At 60.5% G+C, this 15,037-nt stretch carries 19 protein-coding genes and 1 pseudogene; 10 read left to right on the top strand and 10 right to left on the bottom strand.

What is annotated here, in order from left to right; all coding sequences use genetic code 11:
- Positions 1 to 39: 39 nt before the first annotated feature.
- Entirely contained in the window at positions 40 to 780 is a 741-nt protein-coding gene (locus tag QMK33_RS21930) for an SDR family NAD(P)-dependent oxidoreductase (RefSeq protein ID WP_283566769.1), read from the top strand.
- Positions 781 to 811: 31 nt separating this feature from the next.
- Here QMK33_RS21930 and QMK33_RS21925 read toward each other — a convergent pair whose 3' ends face one another.
- The 5 genes and pseudogenes from QMK33_RS21925 to QMK33_RS21905 form a co-directional block, all read right to left on the bottom strand.
- Positions 812 to 1,864, bottom strand: a complete 1,053-nt coding sequence (locus QMK33_RS21925) for a WD40/YVTN/BNR-like repeat-containing protein (protein WP_283566768.1) — start codon at positions 1,862 to 1,864, stop codon at positions 812 to 814.
- Positions 1,865 to 1,917: 53 nt separating this feature from the next.
- On the bottom strand, positions 1,918 to 2,541 hold the full coding sequence (locus QMK33_RS21920; RefSeq protein ID WP_283566767.1) for an NAD(P)-dependent oxidoreductase: 624 nt from the start codon (positions 2,539 to 2,541) through the stop codon (positions 1,918 to 1,920).
- A 491-nt stretch (positions 2,542 to 3,032) separates the two neighbouring features.
- Entirely contained in the window at positions 3,033 to 3,899 is an 867-nt protein-coding gene (locus tag QMK33_RS21915) for an SDR family oxidoreductase (protein ID WP_283566766.1), read from the bottom strand.
- Between the two features lie 78 nt (positions 3,900 to 3,977).
- The gene (locus QMK33_RS21910; RefSeq protein ID WP_283566765.1) at positions 3,978 to 4,712 is read right to left on the bottom strand and encodes an SDR family NAD(P)-dependent oxidoreductase; all 735 of its coding nucleotides are present in this window, start codon (positions 4,710 to 4,712) and stop codon (positions 3,978 to 3,980) included.
- Positions 4,713 to 5,406: 694 nt separating this feature from the next.
- Positions 5,407 to 5,586: pseudogene (locus tag QMK33_RS21905) on the bottom strand (NAD(P)H-binding protein); the annotation flags it as partial.
- Between the two features lie 192 nt (positions 5,587 to 5,778).
- On the opposite strand from QMK33_RS21905, the gene QMK33_RS21895 reads away from it, so the two are divergent.
- Positions 5,779 to 5,961, top strand: coding sequence for a hypothetical protein (locus QMK33_RS21895; RefSeq protein ID WP_283566764.1), 183 nt, complete (start codon positions 5,779 to 5,781; stop codon positions 5,959 to 5,961).
- A 25-nt stretch (positions 5,962 to 5,986) separates the two neighbouring features.
- On the opposite strand, the gene QMK33_RS21890 is transcribed toward QMK33_RS21895, so the two are convergent.
- Complete coding sequence (locus tag QMK33_RS21890) at positions 5,987 to 6,397, bottom strand: winged helix-turn-helix transcriptional regulator (protein WP_283566763.1); 411 nt, start codon at positions 6,395 to 6,397, stop codon at positions 5,987 to 5,989.
- A 108-nt stretch (positions 6,398 to 6,505) separates the two neighbouring features.
- On the opposite strand from QMK33_RS21890, the gene QMK33_RS21885 reads away from it, so the two are divergent.
- From QMK33_RS21885 to QMK33_RS21860, 6 genes are all read left to right on the top strand, one after another.
- Positions 6,506 to 6,952 carry a nuclear transport factor 2 family protein gene (locus tag QMK33_RS21885; RefSeq protein ID WP_283566762.1) on the top strand — a complete coding sequence of 149 codons (447 nt, stop codon included), beginning with the start codon at positions 6,506 to 6,508 and terminating at the stop codon, positions 6,950 to 6,952.
- Positions 6,953 to 7,135: 183 nt separating this feature from the next.
- Positions 7,136 to 7,831, top strand: coding sequence for a helix-turn-helix transcriptional regulator (locus tag QMK33_RS21880; RefSeq protein WP_283566761.1), 696 nt, complete (start codon positions 7,136 to 7,138; stop codon positions 7,829 to 7,831).
- A 90-nt stretch (positions 7,832 to 7,921) separates the two neighbouring features.
- Positions 7,922 to 8,338, top strand: a complete 417-nt coding sequence (locus QMK33_RS21875) for a VOC family protein (RefSeq protein WP_283566760.1) — start codon at positions 7,922 to 7,924, stop codon at positions 8,336 to 8,338.
- 202 nt (positions 8,339 to 8,540) lie between these two features.
- A complete protein-coding gene (locus QMK33_RS21870) occupies positions 8,541 to 9,125 on the top strand; it encodes a Crp/Fnr family transcriptional regulator (RefSeq protein WP_283566759.1) in 585 nt (194 codons plus the stop codon).
- Between the two features lie 149 nt (positions 9,126 to 9,274).
- On the top strand, positions 9,275 to 10,114 hold the full coding sequence (locus QMK33_RS21865; protein ID WP_283566758.1) for an MBL fold metallo-hydrolase: 840 nt from the start codon (positions 9,275 to 9,277) through the stop codon (positions 10,112 to 10,114).
- Positions 10,115 to 10,141: 27 nt separating this feature from the next.
- A complete protein-coding gene (locus QMK33_RS21860; RefSeq protein WP_283566757.1) occupies positions 10,142 to 10,531 on the top strand; it encodes a nuclear transport factor 2 family protein in 390 nt (129 codons plus the stop codon).
- A gap of 137 nt (positions 10,532 to 10,668) precedes the next feature.
- On the opposite strand, the gene QMK33_RS21855 is transcribed toward QMK33_RS21860, so the two are convergent.
- The 4 genes from QMK33_RS21855 to QMK33_RS21840 form a co-directional block, all read right to left on the bottom strand.
- The gene (locus QMK33_RS21855; RefSeq protein ID WP_283566756.1) at positions 10,669 to 11,004 is read right to left on the bottom strand and encodes a HigA family addiction module antitoxin; all 336 of its coding nucleotides are present in this window, start codon (positions 11,002 to 11,004) and stop codon (positions 10,669 to 10,671) included.
- A complete protein-coding gene (locus QMK33_RS21850) occupies positions 11,001 to 11,279 on the bottom strand; it encodes a type II toxin-antitoxin system RelE/ParE family toxin (RefSeq protein WP_283566755.1) in 279 nt (92 codons plus the stop codon). Before QMK33_RS21850 ends, QMK33_RS21855 begins: the two co-directional genes overlap by 4 nt.
- A gap of 292 nt (positions 11,280 to 11,571) precedes the next feature.
- Positions 11,572 to 11,979, bottom strand: a complete 408-nt coding sequence (locus QMK33_RS21845; protein WP_283566754.1) for an SRPBCC family protein — start codon at positions 11,977 to 11,979, stop codon at positions 11,572 to 11,574.
- A gap of 121 nt (positions 11,980 to 12,100) precedes the next feature.
- A complete protein-coding gene (locus QMK33_RS21840; RefSeq protein ID WP_283566753.1) occupies positions 12,101 to 13,003 on the bottom strand; it encodes an SDR family oxidoreductase in 903 nt (300 codons plus the stop codon).
- A gap of 410 nt (positions 13,004 to 13,413) precedes the next feature.
- On the opposite strand from QMK33_RS21840, the gene QMK33_RS21835 reads away from it, so the two are divergent.
- Entirely contained in the window at positions 13,414 to 13,683 is a 270-nt protein-coding gene (locus QMK33_RS21835; protein WP_283566752.1) for a hypothetical protein, read from the top strand.
- Between the two features lie 199 nt (positions 13,684 to 13,882).
- A complete protein-coding gene (locus QMK33_RS21830) occupies positions 13,883 to 14,788 on the top strand; it encodes a cupin domain-containing protein (RefSeq protein WP_283566751.1) in 906 nt (301 codons plus the stop codon).
- Positions 14,789 to 15,037 lie beyond the last annotated feature (249 nt).

Below are 15,037 nucleotides of genomic sequence, written 5' to 3'. Positions count from 1 at the left end.
AGGACCTACCCCATCCTTCCATCCTTTCACCTTCAGCCCATGCAATTTCAAGATAAAGTAGCCATTATCAGCGGCGGCTCGGGCGGCATTGGCCGGGCCGTGGCCCTGCGGCTGGCCGCCGAAGGTGCCCGCCTGGTCCTAGTGGGAAGGCACGCCGACAAGCTGGCCCCCGTGGCCGACGCGGCGCGGCAGGCTGGCGCGCCCGAGGTGTGGGCCAGCGTGTGCGACGTAGCCGTGGAGGCGCAGGTGGCGGCCACCGTGGCCGGTACGCTCCAGCGCTTCGGCCGCCTCGATGTCGTCGTCAACGATGCCGGCCAGATGGATTTCAAGCCCCTGCGCGAGCTGACGACCGACGACTGGCTGCGGGCGCTGCAAGTGGATTTGTTCGGGGCGTTCTACTTCATCAAACAAGCCTTTTTGCACATGAAACCGGGTGGGAGCATCGTCAACATTTCCAGCATTCACGCCGTCGAAACCGAAGCGTTAGTGGCCCCCTACGCGGCGAGCAAGGCGGCCCTTAATTCGCTGACCCGCTCGGCGGCCATCGAGGGCAAGCCGCTGGGTATTCGGGTCAACTCCGTGCTGCCGGGGGCCATCGACACGCCCATGCTCTGGGACAACCCCAACGTGAAGTCGGGCGTGGAGAAGATTGACAAGGCCGACGTGGGCCGGCCCGAGGACATCGCCGATGCCGTAGCCTACCTGGCCTCGGACCGGGCGGCCTTCGTGCAGGGCATCGAGATGCGCGTGGATGGCGGCCGGCTGGGGCGGCTGGCATAGCGGGGGCTAAAACGGCCATATTAGCTTTTAATCAGCCATATACCACCTGCGCGAAACACGTAGGGTGCATAGTTTCCCACGCGGGCAGCGTAGTTGCCAACTCCCAGGCCGACGCACCAGGTTCTTGCCGGAACAAGCCGAGGTTGGATAGCGCGTACCAACGCCCGGCCTGGCGGGCATCGGCGGCCAGCACGGGAATCAGGCTCTGCGCTCGGGGAAAGCCGGCTGCATCTTCCACCCAAGCATTCCCCACTCGGCGGTAAATGGAGGAGGGGCCGGTTTCGTGCGCGGCCCGTACGCTGGGGGCCGCCGCCAGCCGGATATCGTCGGGGTCGCCCGCGTTCACGGCCAGGCCGTAGAGGTACGGCATGGCCTCCAGCCCCCGGCTGGCGTACTGCCACGTCGCGCCGTGGTCGTGGCTTTCGGCCCAGGCGTGCCCCGCGTGCAGGAAGCCATCGCCGGTGGCCGCGTAGAGCCGGCTGGGGGCGGCGGGGTGCGTGCGGAGCACGTGGATATCGAGGGGAGCACCCGGCCGGCGGTCCTCAAACGTGCGGCTCCCGTCGAAGCTGCGCAGCAGCGCCCCCAGCTTGATGGCCACGTACACCTCGTTGTCCAGTCCGTAGGCTATCCAGCGCACATGGTGGGTGCCGGGGCGGGGCGGGAAGGACCAGGTGCGGCGCGAGGCAAGATTGCCGAAGGCCGTAACTAGCGCGAAGGTTTCGCCGTAATCGCTCGATTGGTAGAGGCCACTAGGTTCGGTGCCCACCCAAACGGCGTGGCGACCCTGCTCGTCCGGATGAGGAGCCACGGCGACGAAAGTTGTCGCCAGCGTGGGCAGCGCGCCCTTGGTGAGGGGCCGGAAATAATCCTGGGGCGTGCCGACGGGCTGCCAGGTGTCGCCGCCGTCTTCGCTTCGCCACAGCCCCCTGTTGTAAGTGGCGCAGTACACCCGGCGCGGCGTGGCCGGGTCGGTGGCCAGCGCAAGCGGCTGCACGCCCGGTAGTATGGATTGCGGGGCGTTGGCGGGGCTGGCGGGGTCGAAGCTATACAGCCCGCCGCTTAATCCGAGCAGAAAACGAGGCATGAGCTGGCGCTGTTTTAGTGATATGTGGCTGGCTAACTGCCGTTCCCAGCGACTCAGCTGTTGGCGATGGTCACGGCTTGGTGCAGGTGCGCGTCGCTGGTCAACTGCGCAACCATGAAGGTGGCCAGGTCGGCGCGGGTCATGCGGTTGGTTTTCTCCCCCGTCGCGGTCTCAAACACCCGCACGTGGCCCTGGGCGGGGTCGTCGGTCAGGATGGCGGGCCGCAAAATCACCCAATCCAGGCCACTGGCCCGCACTGCGGTCTCCATTGCCATTTTGTCCTTGTCGGCCCCGCGCAAAAAAGTGGCGGTCAGCAGGCGCAGCAGGAGGGAGGAATTGGCCCCGCTGTCGCCCACGCCCTGCATGGACGTAACTACCAGCCGCGGCACCGCGTGCTGCTGCATGGCCGCGATGATGGCGGCGGCGGCCCGGGCTTCGAGGGTGGTGGTTTTGTAGGGCGTTTTGCCGCCAATGGTGTCCAGCACGGCATCCTGCCCGGCCACGGCGGCGGCCATTGCCGCCGGGTCGGTCGCGTCGCCTTCCACCACGCGGACGTGGGGCACAGCGTAATCGCCCGCCCGATGCACGAAGGCCGTTACCTGGTGGCCGGCCGCCTTCGCCTGCTCGACTACCGCTTGACCGGTCTTGCCGGCCGCGCCAATTACTAGAACCTTCATTTTTTAGGAGATTTGGTGGGTTTATGAAACGTAGTACGCCTTGCGGGCGGTTTTTCCGGTCGGAGCCAGCGCAGTAGGCTAGCGGCCTCCATAATCAGGGCTGGGTGCTGGTCAATGACCCTCATTCACTGGGCCTTAGCCTCGTCGTAGCGGGCATCGCCCGGCAATGATAGGTGCTGGTCAGCGCGGCGCGTAAGGCATCACGATAGGAGCAACAACAATTATGGCGTGAAGTAGGGGTAGCGGGAAGACTAGCAGCCAGTGGCGGCAACGAGGATGCGCCCCGCCCAACTCCTGGCGGAAAGCCCGCCGCTTAGCCGTTGACGGCCTGGGGCAAATACTGGTCGCTGGTCAGTTAGGCGACCAGAAACACGGCCAGGTCGGCGCGGGTCATGTTGTGGGCATTTTCGCCCGGTGATAAATTCACCGGCTTCGCTCACCAGGAAAAGCGGTTCCGGACCCGCTTCTGACGGGGGATGCCGGGCCGCCGCTCAATCGTGCTGCCAGTGCTGATACGTTTCCGCCACGAAGGCGTGGTAGCTGCGTAGCGGACGCCCGAGCAAGCTGGCAAGACGGTCAACAGCCCCTGGCTTTCCCCGCATTCCCTCGCGCTGGCAGCCGCGAAACATGGCGGCGAGGTCGTGCGCCTGCCAGCCGGGCATATTCTGCGCCAGTTGCGCCTCGAAAGACTTGCCAATCTCGTCGCCGCCGTAGGTGACCAACCGTCCCGTGACCTGCGTCCAAATCTCGGCCGCACGCTCGCCGGTGATGTTATCCGGGCCAACCAACTCAATAATGGGGTCCGAACCGATGGCATCCGGGTTCAGGATGGTTACTGCCGCGACCGCCGCGATGTCGCGCATATCCACCATGTCCGCGCCGACGCTGCCAATCGGAATGGGATAAGTGCCGCCCAGAATCGGCTGCTTCAGGCCAGTGTCGTTCTGAAAAAAATAGGCCGGCCGCAGGATGGTCGCCGGCAGGTCGTGATACCGAATCAGCGCTTCGGCACCCGCTTTGGCGACGGCGTGCGGACAGTCGGGCCAGTCCAGCTTAATCTGCGAAAAATATACAACGTGCTTAACCTTAGATTCTTGCGCGAGGTCTAGGGCGAGTAAGGCTTGCGTCAGCTCCGAAGGCGAGACGGCGTTGAGCAGGAACATAGTGTCGATTCCGTCCAGCGCGGCCCGCAGGGACGCGGGGTCCAGCAGGTCACCCTTTACCGGGGTTATGCCTTTGGGAAGGGTGCATTTATCCGGGTTGGTGGTCAGCACCCGCGCCGATGCGTGCCGGTCGGCCAGCTCCTGCACAACGAGCGAGCCAACGTGGCCGGTGCCGCCAATTACGAGAATGTTCATAATAAGCTGTGTCTTTAACCAAATTTAACAAAGGCGTCTGGCGGCCGCCCCCACGCCGTATTCCGCTCGAACGGCCGCTCAGTGAAACGCCACCCCGCCATCCACGGTCAGAATCTGCCCGGTCATGAAGTTCGCGCCCTCGCTCATCAGAAAGAGGCAGGTCCCCACTAAGTCGCCGGGCGTTTCCTCGCGCTTGATGGCGCGGGCCTGCACGGTGCCGGCGAGCATCTCCTTGGAATAAGCGGGATTGTGCCGGATGTTCTCGTTTATCGTCATGCCCGGCGCAATGGCGTTCACGTTGATACCGTCGGCCCCGAGTTCCTTGGCGAGCGAACGGGTCATGGCCGCAATAGCCCCCTTGCTGGCAATGTAGTGCAGGTTGAACGGCGTGCCCAGAAAGATGGCGGACGAGGTAAGGTTGATAATCCGCCCCCACTTCTTCTCGCGCATATGCGCCACGGCGGCCCGGCTGCACAGGAAGGGCATGAGGGTATTGACCGTCACGACGCGGGTCCATTCCTCGGGCGAGATTTGGTCAAAGGGCTGGGGCGTGAGCACCGAGGCCAGCGCCGCGTTGTTGACCAGAATATCAACGCCGCCGTGGCGTGCCTTGATGTCGGCAAAACAGCGGTCCACGCTGGCGGGGTCCGAGAGGTCGCACTGGACCTGCTCGAAACCGTCGGGCTTGTCCGTTACGGCCGTGACATCAAGGCCAATCACGTGCGCGCCCGTGGCGGCGACTGCTTTGGCAAGGGCGGCCCCGATTCCGGTTGCCGACCCGGTGACGACGGCGATTTTTGCTTCGTGGCTCATGGCGCTTTTGCTTTCGAGTGACTGTCAAACGACGGGACCTTTTCGTCGATTATATCGAAGAAGAAGCCCGCATACGGTACAATCTCCTGAATATCTGCCGTGACGAGGCCTTCCTTGATGCCCGGATAATCGGCGATAATCTCGTCCATCTTCGCCCGGGACTCGACCTCGAAGATGCCGAATACTGCCGATATTATCCGCCCGCAGCCAGCTCTTCTTGTACCATTCGCGCGAGGCCGCCCACTCGCCCTTCAGGACCTCTTGCATACTGGCGATTGGCTTGCCGGCGTATTAATCCGTAATCTTTCCTAAGACGATAAATTACATGATGTTAGGCTTTTATAGATGTGCTAATTGAGATGCGAACCAGGAATTTCCCGGTTTTTAAAGCAAGTTTTTCGATGTTATCCAAGTGCCGCCCATCCGTGGTACCGTAACCGGTAAGCGGCATTGCTTTCATAAGCGAAAGGGGAGGGGGGGCGAAACGGCCTGGCCCGGCCATCGCGGCGGGTTGGGGTGGGGTGGGGCAAAGATTGGCCCCCGGTCCCTGGCCCCACATGATGTTCGTCACGCCAAACAGTGACATTACTCATCCTGAATACTTGACTGGCCTCCTCGCGTCCGGTGTGGATAGGGCCTTTCGCGCGCATGGAGAGCCGCTCTTGAAAGCTTAGCGGGGTATGGTTTCCGTTTTCTAAGCGGCCCCGGCCGCGGCGGCGGTCATTGCCGCCGGGTCGGTCGCGTCGCCCGCCACCACGCAGACGTTGGGCACGGCATAGTTTCCCACCTGATGCACGAAGGCCGTGAGTTGGTGGCCGGCCGCCAGCGCCTGCTCGACCACTGCCCGGCCGGTTTTACCGGCGGCCCCAATAACTAGAACTTTCCTATTTCAAGAGGCTTACTAAATGGATGAAATCCGCCGTGGTTGCGGCGGCCGGTGAGCTATTTAATTGACAGTCTGCCGGAAGGCCAGGGGGAAAAACCAGTCTTGGCCTTAAATGGGCGGCTGAAAGACTGCGGATGCTCAAAGCCCAGCTCGCAAGAAATTTTACTCACCGATAAGTGGGTGGTCTATCGCACCTTCGCCGATACGCACCTGAGCGCCAGCGCCCCGGAGCTGGCCTACCTCTACGGGGCCTACGCCCACGACCGCCAGCACGGAACTGCCGAAGCGAGCAGCTTTACCGATGGGCTCCGGCTACATCGCTTGTTCGACCAGCTGGCGCAGACATCCGGCGACTTTTTTTAAGTAAGACTACTTTATCTAAATGTCTTTAGACTAGCGGTCTAATTTGCTGCACCTGCGCTTCCCACCGTACGGACCATTCGCACAGCTCGACCAGCAGGGGCGCTACGCTTTCGCCGAAGGGCGTGAGGGAATACTCGACGTGGGGCGGCACCTCGGCGAAAACCCGCCGGTGCACCAGCCCCCGCGTTTCGAGCTGGCGCAGGCTTTGGGAGAGCATCTTGGGCGATACACCCCGAATTTGCCTTTGCAGCGCGCTGTTGCGCTTGGGCCGCTGCATGAGGGCCAGTAGAATGAGCAGCAGCCACTTGCTGGCGAGCAGGCTCAGGGCCTGATGCACGACGCAGGTTTCGTCCAGGTTGGGCTTGGCTTCAAGCCACGCCTGTAATTTTTGCCGGGCCAGTAAACTTTTTTCTTCGCTTGGGTTCATTGGGTCCATTTTTTACGCAAAAGTACCTACTGTACTTTTTGGTGCCTACTTTCTTTTAGGTAGTTTATTTTGGAGGTTTGCAGGGTCAATATCCTTTCATCTTTCGACCACCAATCCATGACTGTTTCTCCCGAAAACCAGCAGCTGGAGCAGCTACTCCTGGCTGCGCTGGAAGCCCTGACCCACGGCGACGTGCGCCCGTGGCCCGCCATGTTCACCGAAAACGGCGTGCAGGAATTTCCCTACGCCCCGGCGGGCTACCCCAAAAAAGTAGCCGGCCAAAAAGCCATTGCCGCCTACCTCGCCGACTACCCCGAGAAGTTTGAACTCTACCGCATCAACCAGCCCACCTTCTACCACAGCCCCGGCGTACTGGTGGCCGAGTTCTCGGTAGAGGGCAAGGCCGTGCAAACCGGCAACCCCTACAACCAACAGTATATCAGCGTGATTGAGCACCGCGAGGGGCGCATCACCCGCTACGTGGATTACTGGAACCCGCAGGTGGCCGCCGCGGCCCTGGGGGGCGATGAAGCCTTCTACTCGTTTGGCAACAAGACCAAGTAATTGACTTGATAATCAATTGGTTACTTTAAGTAGTCGTTTTTTGGCCCTTCCGACTGCTGCGGCCGGCTTGGTACGCTAAGTAGATTACGCGCTCAATCCGCGTTACTTTGTTTTCTTTAGCTACCCCAAAGCAGACGCTCGATTAGGAGGCTATTTAGTACCCGTGATTTGGCAGGAGTTGCTATGAACCGTGTTGACCGTCTGTTTGGCATCGTTATCCTGCTCCAGGCCCGCAAATACGTGCCCGCGGAGCGCATAGCCGGGCAGTTCAACATCAGCGTCCGCACGGTGTATCGCGATATCAAAGCGCTGGCGGAGCAGGGAATCCCCGTCAGCTTCGAGGTGGGGCGGGGCTACTTCCTGGTGCCGGGGTATTTTTTACCCCCGGTGGGCTTCACCGCCGACGAAGCCAATGCCTTAATCCTGCTCGGAACCCTGGGTACGGCGCTGGCTGACCAGTCCATTCAGCCGCACGTCCTAACTGCCCTGCAAAAAGTAAAAGTCGTCCTCCGTGGCCCCGCCCAGGACCGAGTAGGGCACCTAGCGGACAGCATCCAGCTACGGGTGCCGGAATACCGAGAGGGTAATACGACGTATCTGGCGACCATTCAAGCCGCTATCGCCAGTCGCTACGTGCTGGAACTAGCGTACCAGGACAAAGCCGGTGAGCATACCCAACGCCGCATCGAACCCATCGGCCTGGTGTTCTACAACTTCGCTTGGCAACTGGTGGGCTGGTGCCAGCTACGGGGGGCCTACCGCGAGTTCCGGGTGGCCCGCATGCACCGGCTGACGGCGACCACCCAGCCGTTCACCAACCAAGCCCCGCTCTCCTTGGCCAATTACCTGGCCAGCCTGAATTTAACCGACGCAGGCTAATTTTTTCGCTGGGTTACCGAGGACTGCCATAGGGTTGTCAGTGCGCGTACCGCTCTTTGTGGTATCCACTCACTTTTTCACCCACAACCCATGAATTTTACCTCTGTTCGTCTTATCACCGCTGATTTTGAACGCCTGGTTGGCTTCTACGAAAAAATTAGCGGTCAGCCCTTTATGCGTGCTACGCCCAGCTTTGGCGAGCTGCGCACCAGCGGGGCCACGCTGGCCATTGGCGACGCCAGCACCCTGGCCCCCTTTGGCGGGGAGCACGTAGCCAGCCCCGCCGCCAACCGCACGGCCATCCTGGAGTTCCGGGTGGCCGATGTCGATGCCGAGTACCAGCGCTTCGCCCACCTGCTAGGCGAAGCGTTGGTACAAGCCCCCACGACCATGCCTTGGGGCAATCGTTCGCTGCTCTTCCGCGACCCCGATGGCAACCTCATCAACTTCTTCACGCCTGCCACCCCGGAGGCTATCGAGAAGTTCGCCAGCCAGCCGGCAAATTAATTGACCTGTACTTTCCGTTTTTTTAGGATGCAAGGTGCCTACGTGTTCGACTGGCTGGCGCAACAGCTGGGGGCCGGGTCGCTGGCTTCTGCCTGAGTATTCATTTCAACCCAGCTATATTATCCCCGAAAAAGCCCCGCAACGTGGCAAAACCGTATAGATGGCTACTGTTTCACGCCTACCCCTCGCCTCTTCCCACGTCGTGGCTACTACCTTACTCCAGGAAAATATTACCCGCTACGGCGCGTTGCCGCCCGAGCAGCTGGCGCAGTTTCTAGCGCTTTTCAACCCGCTTACCATTTCCAAGAAGGGGGTTTTTCTGCGCGAAGGGGATGTTTGTGAGCGGGAGGCGTTCGTGACCAAAGGGCTTTTTCGCGTGTACTATACTGACAATCAGGGGGTAGAGCAGGTCCTGTACTTCGCGATGGAAGACTGGTGGCTGACGGATATCGACAGCTTTGCCCACCAGCGGCCTTCACAGCTGACTATCGAGGCGCTGGAGGACAGCGAAATTCTAGTGATTTCGAGGCAGGATAAGGACCTGGCCTACGCCACCTTACCGGCGCTGGACCGGCTGTTCCGGCGCATGACCGAGCAGACCCACGTGGCGCTGCAACGGCGGCTACTCGATGCGCTGGGTAAAACGGCCGACCGGCGGTACGTCGAGTTCCGGCAGCGCTACCCGACGCTGGTGCAGCGGCTGTCCAATATTCAGGTAGCGGCCTACCTGGGCATCAGCCACGAGTTTTTGAGCAAAATCAGGCGTAAAATCACTACTAAAGTGTAGCCTGCCGGAGCGGGCAGCGGCGGGTTTATTGAACTTGTTCAATGGCAGCGCCTTAGGGAGGCGGGTACCTTTGGTGCGGTATTTCGGCGCGGGGCATCGGCTAGGCTGATGCTCCCGCTTTTCCTCCACTAACCTACTCCACATCTCAGATGGAAGCTTCTGCCCAATATTTTAAAAAGCTGGAAACCAGCCCCCTAACGCTGGAAGTTTTTAACGCCGCCGAAAGCAGCTTCGGCGTGGCATCGGTGCTCGTAGCCGGGGCCACGGAGGCCGTTTTGATTGACGCGCAATTCACGCTGGCCGAGGCCGAGCGGGTGGCGCAGCACCTAGTGAGCACTGGCAAAAAGCTCATGGCCATCTACGTGAGCTACGGCGACCCGGACTTTTATTTCGGCCTGGAAGTATTCAAAAAGCACTTCCCCGGCGTTACGGCCTACGCTTCCCCCACTACGGTGGCGCACATCAAGGCCACGGCCCAGAAAAAGCTGGAGGTGTGGGGCAGCCGCCTCGGCAGCGCCATTACTTCGAATGCAGTACTGCCCCAAGTGCTGCCGGGCACCAGCCTTACCCTGGAAGGCCAGGCGCTGGAAATTGTTGGGCTGGAGGAATTTCCGGAGCGTTCATTCGTCTGGATTCCGTCCATCAAGGCGGTCGTGGGGGGCATCAACGTGTTCGGCAACAACTTCCACCCCTGGATGGCCGATGCCCAAACGCCGGCGGCGCGGGCCAATTGGGTAGCCGTGCTGGATAAGATTAGCGCATTGCAGCCGGCCATTGTGGTGCCCGCCCACGCCGGGCCGGGCGCCGCCCTCGACCGGGCTTCCGTGGCCCACACCAAAGCCTACGTGCAGCACTACGAGCAGGCCCTGAAGGAAAACCCAACCTCGGCCTCACTCATCGCTGCCCTAAAGGAAACCTACCCCACCCTGGGGTTCGACACGGCTCTGCAAATTGGGGCGAAGGTGAACACCGGCGAAATGAAGTGGTAATCCTCCTTACCAGCCCAACACAGCCCCATGACCAACCTCGATATTATCAAGCGTACCTACGAGGGTAAGACCTCGGAGGAAAACGGCCAGCAGCTGGCCGCCTACGCCGCCCCCAACATTTCCTGGACGGAGGCGCGCGGCTTCCCCTACGCCGGCACGTATATCGGGCTGGCAGCGGTTACGCAGCACGTTTTCCAACGCCTGGGCACCGAGTGGGAAGGCTACGCCTTCTTGCCGGAAGACTACGTGGCCGCCGGGGATGCCGTGGTAGCCTACGGCACCTACCGGGGCACGTACCGGGCCACCGGCAAGTACATGGAGGCGCGGGTAGCGCACGTCTGGCACATGCAGGCCGGTAAAATTATCCGTTTCGAGCAGTTTGTGGATAGCTACCCGGTGCAGCAGGCCCTGCACTAAGGCCGGGGTAGTAAACGAGCCTGTAAGGGGTGGCACGAGCGTAGGAGCCGAAAACCCCAAACAGCATTATAGAGAATTGGGGGAATAAAGAAGCCTGGAACACAGAGTGTTCCAGGCTTCTTTATTTGCGCTGCCTATCAAGCAGCTTGCCATATAACGCGCACATTTTCAGTGGATACAGTACGGCGAGCTTGCGCAAGGTCATAATGGTCTTGCGCTACTAGCCAAAATTCCGCCGTAGTGTTCCGAAAGGCAGCCGCGAGGCGCATCGCCATTTCAGTCGTGACGCTCTGGCGTTTGTTGATAATTGCCGATAAAGTTTTGCGAGTGGTTCCTAAAGCAGCCGCAACATCCTCAACAGTCAATTTCTGCCCTGTTTCCTCCCGCAAACCTTCAATGGTTTCACGAATAAGTTCACCGGGATGGGCAGGGTCGAATAGTATCATTTTTTTACTTCTTTTTGTGTCTGTCAATGGTAATCCTCATAGTTGACGTCGATAGCGTTCTCACCGTCAAAAGAAAAAGTAATTCTGTAAGTACCTGTTACTCTTACGGAGTATGTTCCTTTTCTGTCACCACTTAATTCGTGTAAATCGTATCCCGGCTCTCTCATCATCTCCACGTTAGTTACTAAGTTTAAGCGGGAGAGTCTTAGCCTAATTTTAGAGACCTGCTCGGGTGGCAGTTTCGATGCGTCGCCTTTTTCTGCTAAAAGTTTAAGTCCTTTATGTTTAAATGCATTAATCATAATTACTTGATTTTCAATTATTTATCTGTTCATAAGAAAATTTAGTTTATGGTTAGGACCCACTTGCGTTGCATAATTATTTACAAATGCAACATGGAACGTTCCTAGTTCCAAATTTACTTTAATAAATACTGCTGAGTAATTGACATTGAGATGTAAAAATGATTATTTTATTTCTATCACAAGGCTTGATTTTTAGAGTTCTTAAAGCCTAACAGACTCTGCACAAACAGGTTGGGCCGCCGGAAGGCATGGGCCAGCCCGCTGTGAGAAAAGTTAGGGTTGCCGCAGGCTACCGCCCCCCTGCCGTGGCGCGCTGAATGCCCTCGGCGTAGGGCGTGGCGGCAAAAAACTGCCGCTCGAACTTCTGGCTGTCGAACACATAAGGCAGGTTGTGCTGGTAGAGCATCTCCACAAACTCGGGCAGCACCTCATCAGGTAAGCTGCTGCCGGGCTGCACGGGGCCGTGGAGGCGGGCGGCCGGGATGTCGGGCTGCCAGTCGGGCCAGCGGCTTATCTGGCTCAGCACCTGCCAAACCCGCTCGGGCGTAGTGTGGACGAGGATGGTTTGGTCGGTTTGGGCCGGCGCGTGCGGGTTGGGGTGCGTGGCGGGCGAATAGGTCTGTTTCTGAGCGGCTACGACGGCGGCGGCCAGCGCACCTACCCCCAGCGTTCCCCACAAGATGGCTTTCTTATTCATGATGTACAGTTAAGTGATAAGTATTTATGCAGGAGCTGCTTGGCAAACAGCCCGGTAATGGTTTGCGCAGACCAAGCGCGCTGGCTCGCCAGGAGTAAAGCTGGCGGGCCGTTCGGAAAAATCAGCCCTGAAACGCGGCGGCGTAGTCGCGGGCGAAGGCGGCGAAAGCGCGCGGGGCCTGGCCGGTCGCGTCGCGCACGCCGGGGGCTATTTCGGCGGCCTCGCCGCGGTGGTAGTGGGCGTAGTCTTCGAGCAGGCCCTCGGCCTGCCACTCCGGGAAGCCGGCTTTTTGCAGCGCCTCGTGCATAGCGGCGGGCGGCACATCTACGAACGTGATGGTTCGGCCCGTGGCCTGCGATAAGCCGGCGGCCATCTGCGCGTGGCTCAGGGCTTCGGGGCCGGTGAGGTCATAGATTTTGTTCTCGTGGCCGGGCTGGGTGAGGGCCGCCGCGGCGGCGGCGGCAATGTCGCGCACGTCCACGGCGCTGATTTTCGCCTCGCCGATGGCGGCGAAGAACTTGTTCTGGTGAATGATGGAATCTTTGAAGCCCAATAGCCCCTGCATAAACAGGTTGGGCCGCAGGAAGGTGTACGTCAGCCCGCTGGCGCGAATGGCCGCCTCCACCGCGGCGTGGTAGCGCAGAAACCGCACTGGCGAGTCGGCGCGGGCGGCCCACTGCGACTGTTTCACCAGGTGGCGCACGCCCGCCTGCCGCGCCTGGGCCACGAAATCAAGCTGCTGCTGCTCAGCTTGTTCCGACGAGTTGGTGAGCAGAAAGGCCCGCTCAATGCCAGCTAGGGCCGCCGCCACGGTAGCGGGCTGGTTGAAGTCGCCTTCCACGATTTCAACGCCTGGCTGCGCGGCCAGGGCCTGGGCCGCTTTATCGGTGCGGTCGCGCACCATTGCCCGGAACGGTACGCCCTGGGCGAGGAGGAGCTTGGTTAGCTCGGAGCCGATGTTACCGGTGGCACCCGTAAGCAGAATGGTTGGTTGGGCCGACGGAGCGGCAGTGGGGGTTGTCATGAGGAAAATGGTTAGGTGAAACGACTGAAAGTATTACGTATTTAGCTGACAATAAATAAATTACTACTGGAAGAATAGCCAGTTGGGCCGTCTATTCGTTAATCCTGGGATAAAATTACGGGGACCCTACCCCCCTGAATTGTAAGAAAACGAAACGCCCCCGACTGCCCCTGCTTTGCGCGAACAATTCCTGCTGCCGCCCGCCGAGCTGCGCCCCTGGTGCAGCACCTGCTGCTAACCACCGCCCCCAAGGCGACACCCGCCGTGCGGACGCTGCTACCCAATTTTCAGGTACTGCTGCTCATCAACCTGGGGCCGGCGGCCGACATCTGGTTCGCGCCCGAAATCCAGGAGTTGGTGGTGCCACAGCCGCTGCGCGGACTGCTATTGGTCGGCCCGCCGGGCAGCCGGTGCAGTACCGGCTGCCCGGCGGGGCGCGGGGGCTGGTCGCTACCTTCACCCTGGCTGGCTTTTACCGCCTCTTTCGAGTACCCGCCGACCTTCTGCCCCCGGCCGCGTTCACCGACCCGGATACCCTGAGGGCGGCGGGCAGTTTTGCCCGCCTGGCGGAGCAGCTGCGCCAGCCGCCGCAGCCGGCGCAGCTCGTGGCTAACCTGGCGGCGTTCTACCACCCCTACCTGCACCCGCCCGACGCGGCCCAAACGGAGCTGCTGCCGTAGGGGGTAGCCACTGGCCTGGCTTAAGAAGCTGGTTTGGTTACTAATGAATTTGAAAATAACTCTTGAAGTATTCTTGGCTAAGCTTTTATTTATTAATGAGTTAACTTCTAAAGCAACGTAATTCTGCTACAACGAACAGCGATTAAGGTTGCCTTCCCGCGTAATCAGCAAGGATTTTTTCACCTTCCACAACTGTACTATGACTGCCTACCCCCGACCCGGCCACCCCTTGCCCTACGTGCTGACCCGTGCGGAGGCCCCCGCCCTGTGGCTGGTAGGCACGCTTTGGTTGCCCCTGGCTACGGGTGCCCAAACGGACAACCAATTTATTCTGATAGAGCAGGAGTTTATGCCCGGACCGGGGCCGGTGAGCCACTCGCACCCCTACCACGAAGCGTTTTACGTGCTGGAAGGCGAGTTCACTTACCGGGCCGGCGGGCAATCGGTTACGGCTGGGCCGGGCACCTTTCTGCATATTCCAAGCGGGGTGCAGCACGGCTTCGACGTGGAGAAGTCGCCAGCGCGGGCGCTCAACTTTTACCCGGCCAGCGGCTTCGAGCTGCTACTGATGAGCATTACCCACCCCGCCGCCGAGCGGCGCTTGCCAGGCATGAAGGAAGTGCCGCTGCCGCCCCCCGAGCAGGTTGAGATTCTATCGCGGCTGTTTGGCATGAAGCGGGCGGCCGGGATGCCGTTCATCGACCCGCCAACCCCGGCCAACCTGGTCACGGCCCCCGCCGGGGGTGTCCACGTGCTACAAGCCGCCGCCGCGCCCGCTTTCGACGCGCAGGGCAGCCATTGGCAAGTGCTCCTCACGGCCGCACAAACCGACGGAGTTTACTCGGTCGTACTGCGCACGTTGCCAGCGGGTAGCGAAATGCCCGAGCAGGTGCACGACCAGGCCGAGGGATTTTACGTGTTGTCGGGCACCTTGCGGGCGCGGCTGGGCGGGCAGCAGCTGCAAGCCCCGGCCGAGTCGTTCGTGCTTATTCCCGCCGGTTGCCCGCAGCAGCTCACGGCCCCGGAGGAAGTGCAGCTGTTACTATTTCTAGTGCCGGGCGGCTATGAAGAGGTGTTGCAAAAGCAGGCGGCCGGAGCCGTGTAGCTAGAATTTGCTAACTCCCGCAGCGGCTTTCTTCGGCCCCAGACTTCTCGCCGACCCGGACCCTAGCTGCGTACCTGGCGCTTTACCTGGGTCAGCGCCCAACTGCTGGCGGGAGATGCTATCTGTATGGTCCCGGAGGATAGGGGAGTGGGTCAAGCGTCGGGTCACGTTTAAAGATAGTAGGATTTTTACGCCATTCGGCGCAAATGAATTCGTAGGGAGTCAGGCCCTTTAACCGCTTGAGCCGTT

It is taken from the genome of Hymenobacter sp. H14-R3 (assembly GCF_030063445.1).
Taxonomy (GTDB): Bacteria; Bacteroidota; Bacteroidia; order Cytophagales; family Hymenobacteraceae; genus Hymenobacter.
The sequence above is the reverse complement of the archived record's forward strand: the minus strand, read 5'-3'. Positions and strand labels throughout refer to the sequence as shown.

Coding starts and splice junctions, on each gene's coding strand:
- QMK33_RS21840 (WP_283566753.1), bottom strand. CDS start 13,003: ATGACAACCCCCACTGCCGCTCCGTCGGCCCAACCAACCATTCTGCTT.
- QMK33_RS21865 (WP_283566758.1), top strand. CDS start 9,275: ATGGAAGCTTCTGCCCAATATTTTAAAAAGCTGGAAACCAGCCCCCTA.
- QMK33_RS21880 (WP_283566761.1), top strand. CDS start 7,136: ATGAACCGTGTTGACCGTCTGTTTGGCATCGTTATCCTGCTCCAGGCC.
- QMK33_RS21845 (WP_283566754.1), bottom strand. CDS start 11,979: ATGAATAAGAAAGCCATCTTGTGGGGAACGCTGGGGGTAGGTGCGCTG.
- QMK33_RS21830 (WP_283566751.1), top strand. CDS start 13,883: ATGACTGCCTACCCCCGACCCGGCCACCCCTTGCCCTACGTGCTGACC.
- QMK33_RS21930 (WP_283566769.1), top strand. CDS start 40: ATGCAATTTCAAGATAAAGTAGCCATTATCAGCGGCGGCTCGGGCGGC.
- QMK33_RS21920 (WP_283566767.1), bottom strand. CDS start 2,541: ATGAAGGTTCTAGTAATTGGCGCGGCCGGCAAGACCGGTCAAGCGGTA.
- QMK33_RS21925 (WP_283566768.1), bottom strand. CDS start 1,864: ATGCCTCGTTTTCTGCTCGGATTAAGCGGCGGGCTGTATAGCTTCGAC.
- QMK33_RS21850 (WP_283566755.1), bottom strand. CDS start 11,279: ATGATTAATGCATTTAAACATAAAGGACTTAAACTTTTAGCAGAAAAA.
- QMK33_RS21915 (WP_283566766.1), bottom strand. CDS start 3,899: ATGAACATTCTCGTAATTGGCGGCACCGGCCACGTTGGCTCGCTCGTT.
- QMK33_RS21890 (WP_283566763.1), bottom strand. CDS start 6,397: ATGGACCCAATGAACCCAAGCGAAGAAAAAAGTTTACTGGCCCGGCAA.
- QMK33_RS21885 (WP_283566762.1), top strand. CDS start 6,506: ATGACTGTTTCTCCCGAAAACCAGCAGCTGGAGCAGCTACTCCTGGCT.
- QMK33_RS21875 (WP_283566760.1), top strand. CDS start 7,922: ATGAATTTTACCTCTGTTCGTCTTATCACCGCTGATTTTGAACGCCTG.
- QMK33_RS21860 (WP_283566757.1), top strand. CDS start 10,142: ATGACCAACCTCGATATTATCAAGCGTACCTACGAGGGTAAGACCTCG.
- QMK33_RS21910 (WP_283566765.1), bottom strand. CDS start 4,712: ATGAGCCACGAAGCAAAAATCGCCGTCGTCACCGGGTCGGCAACCGGA.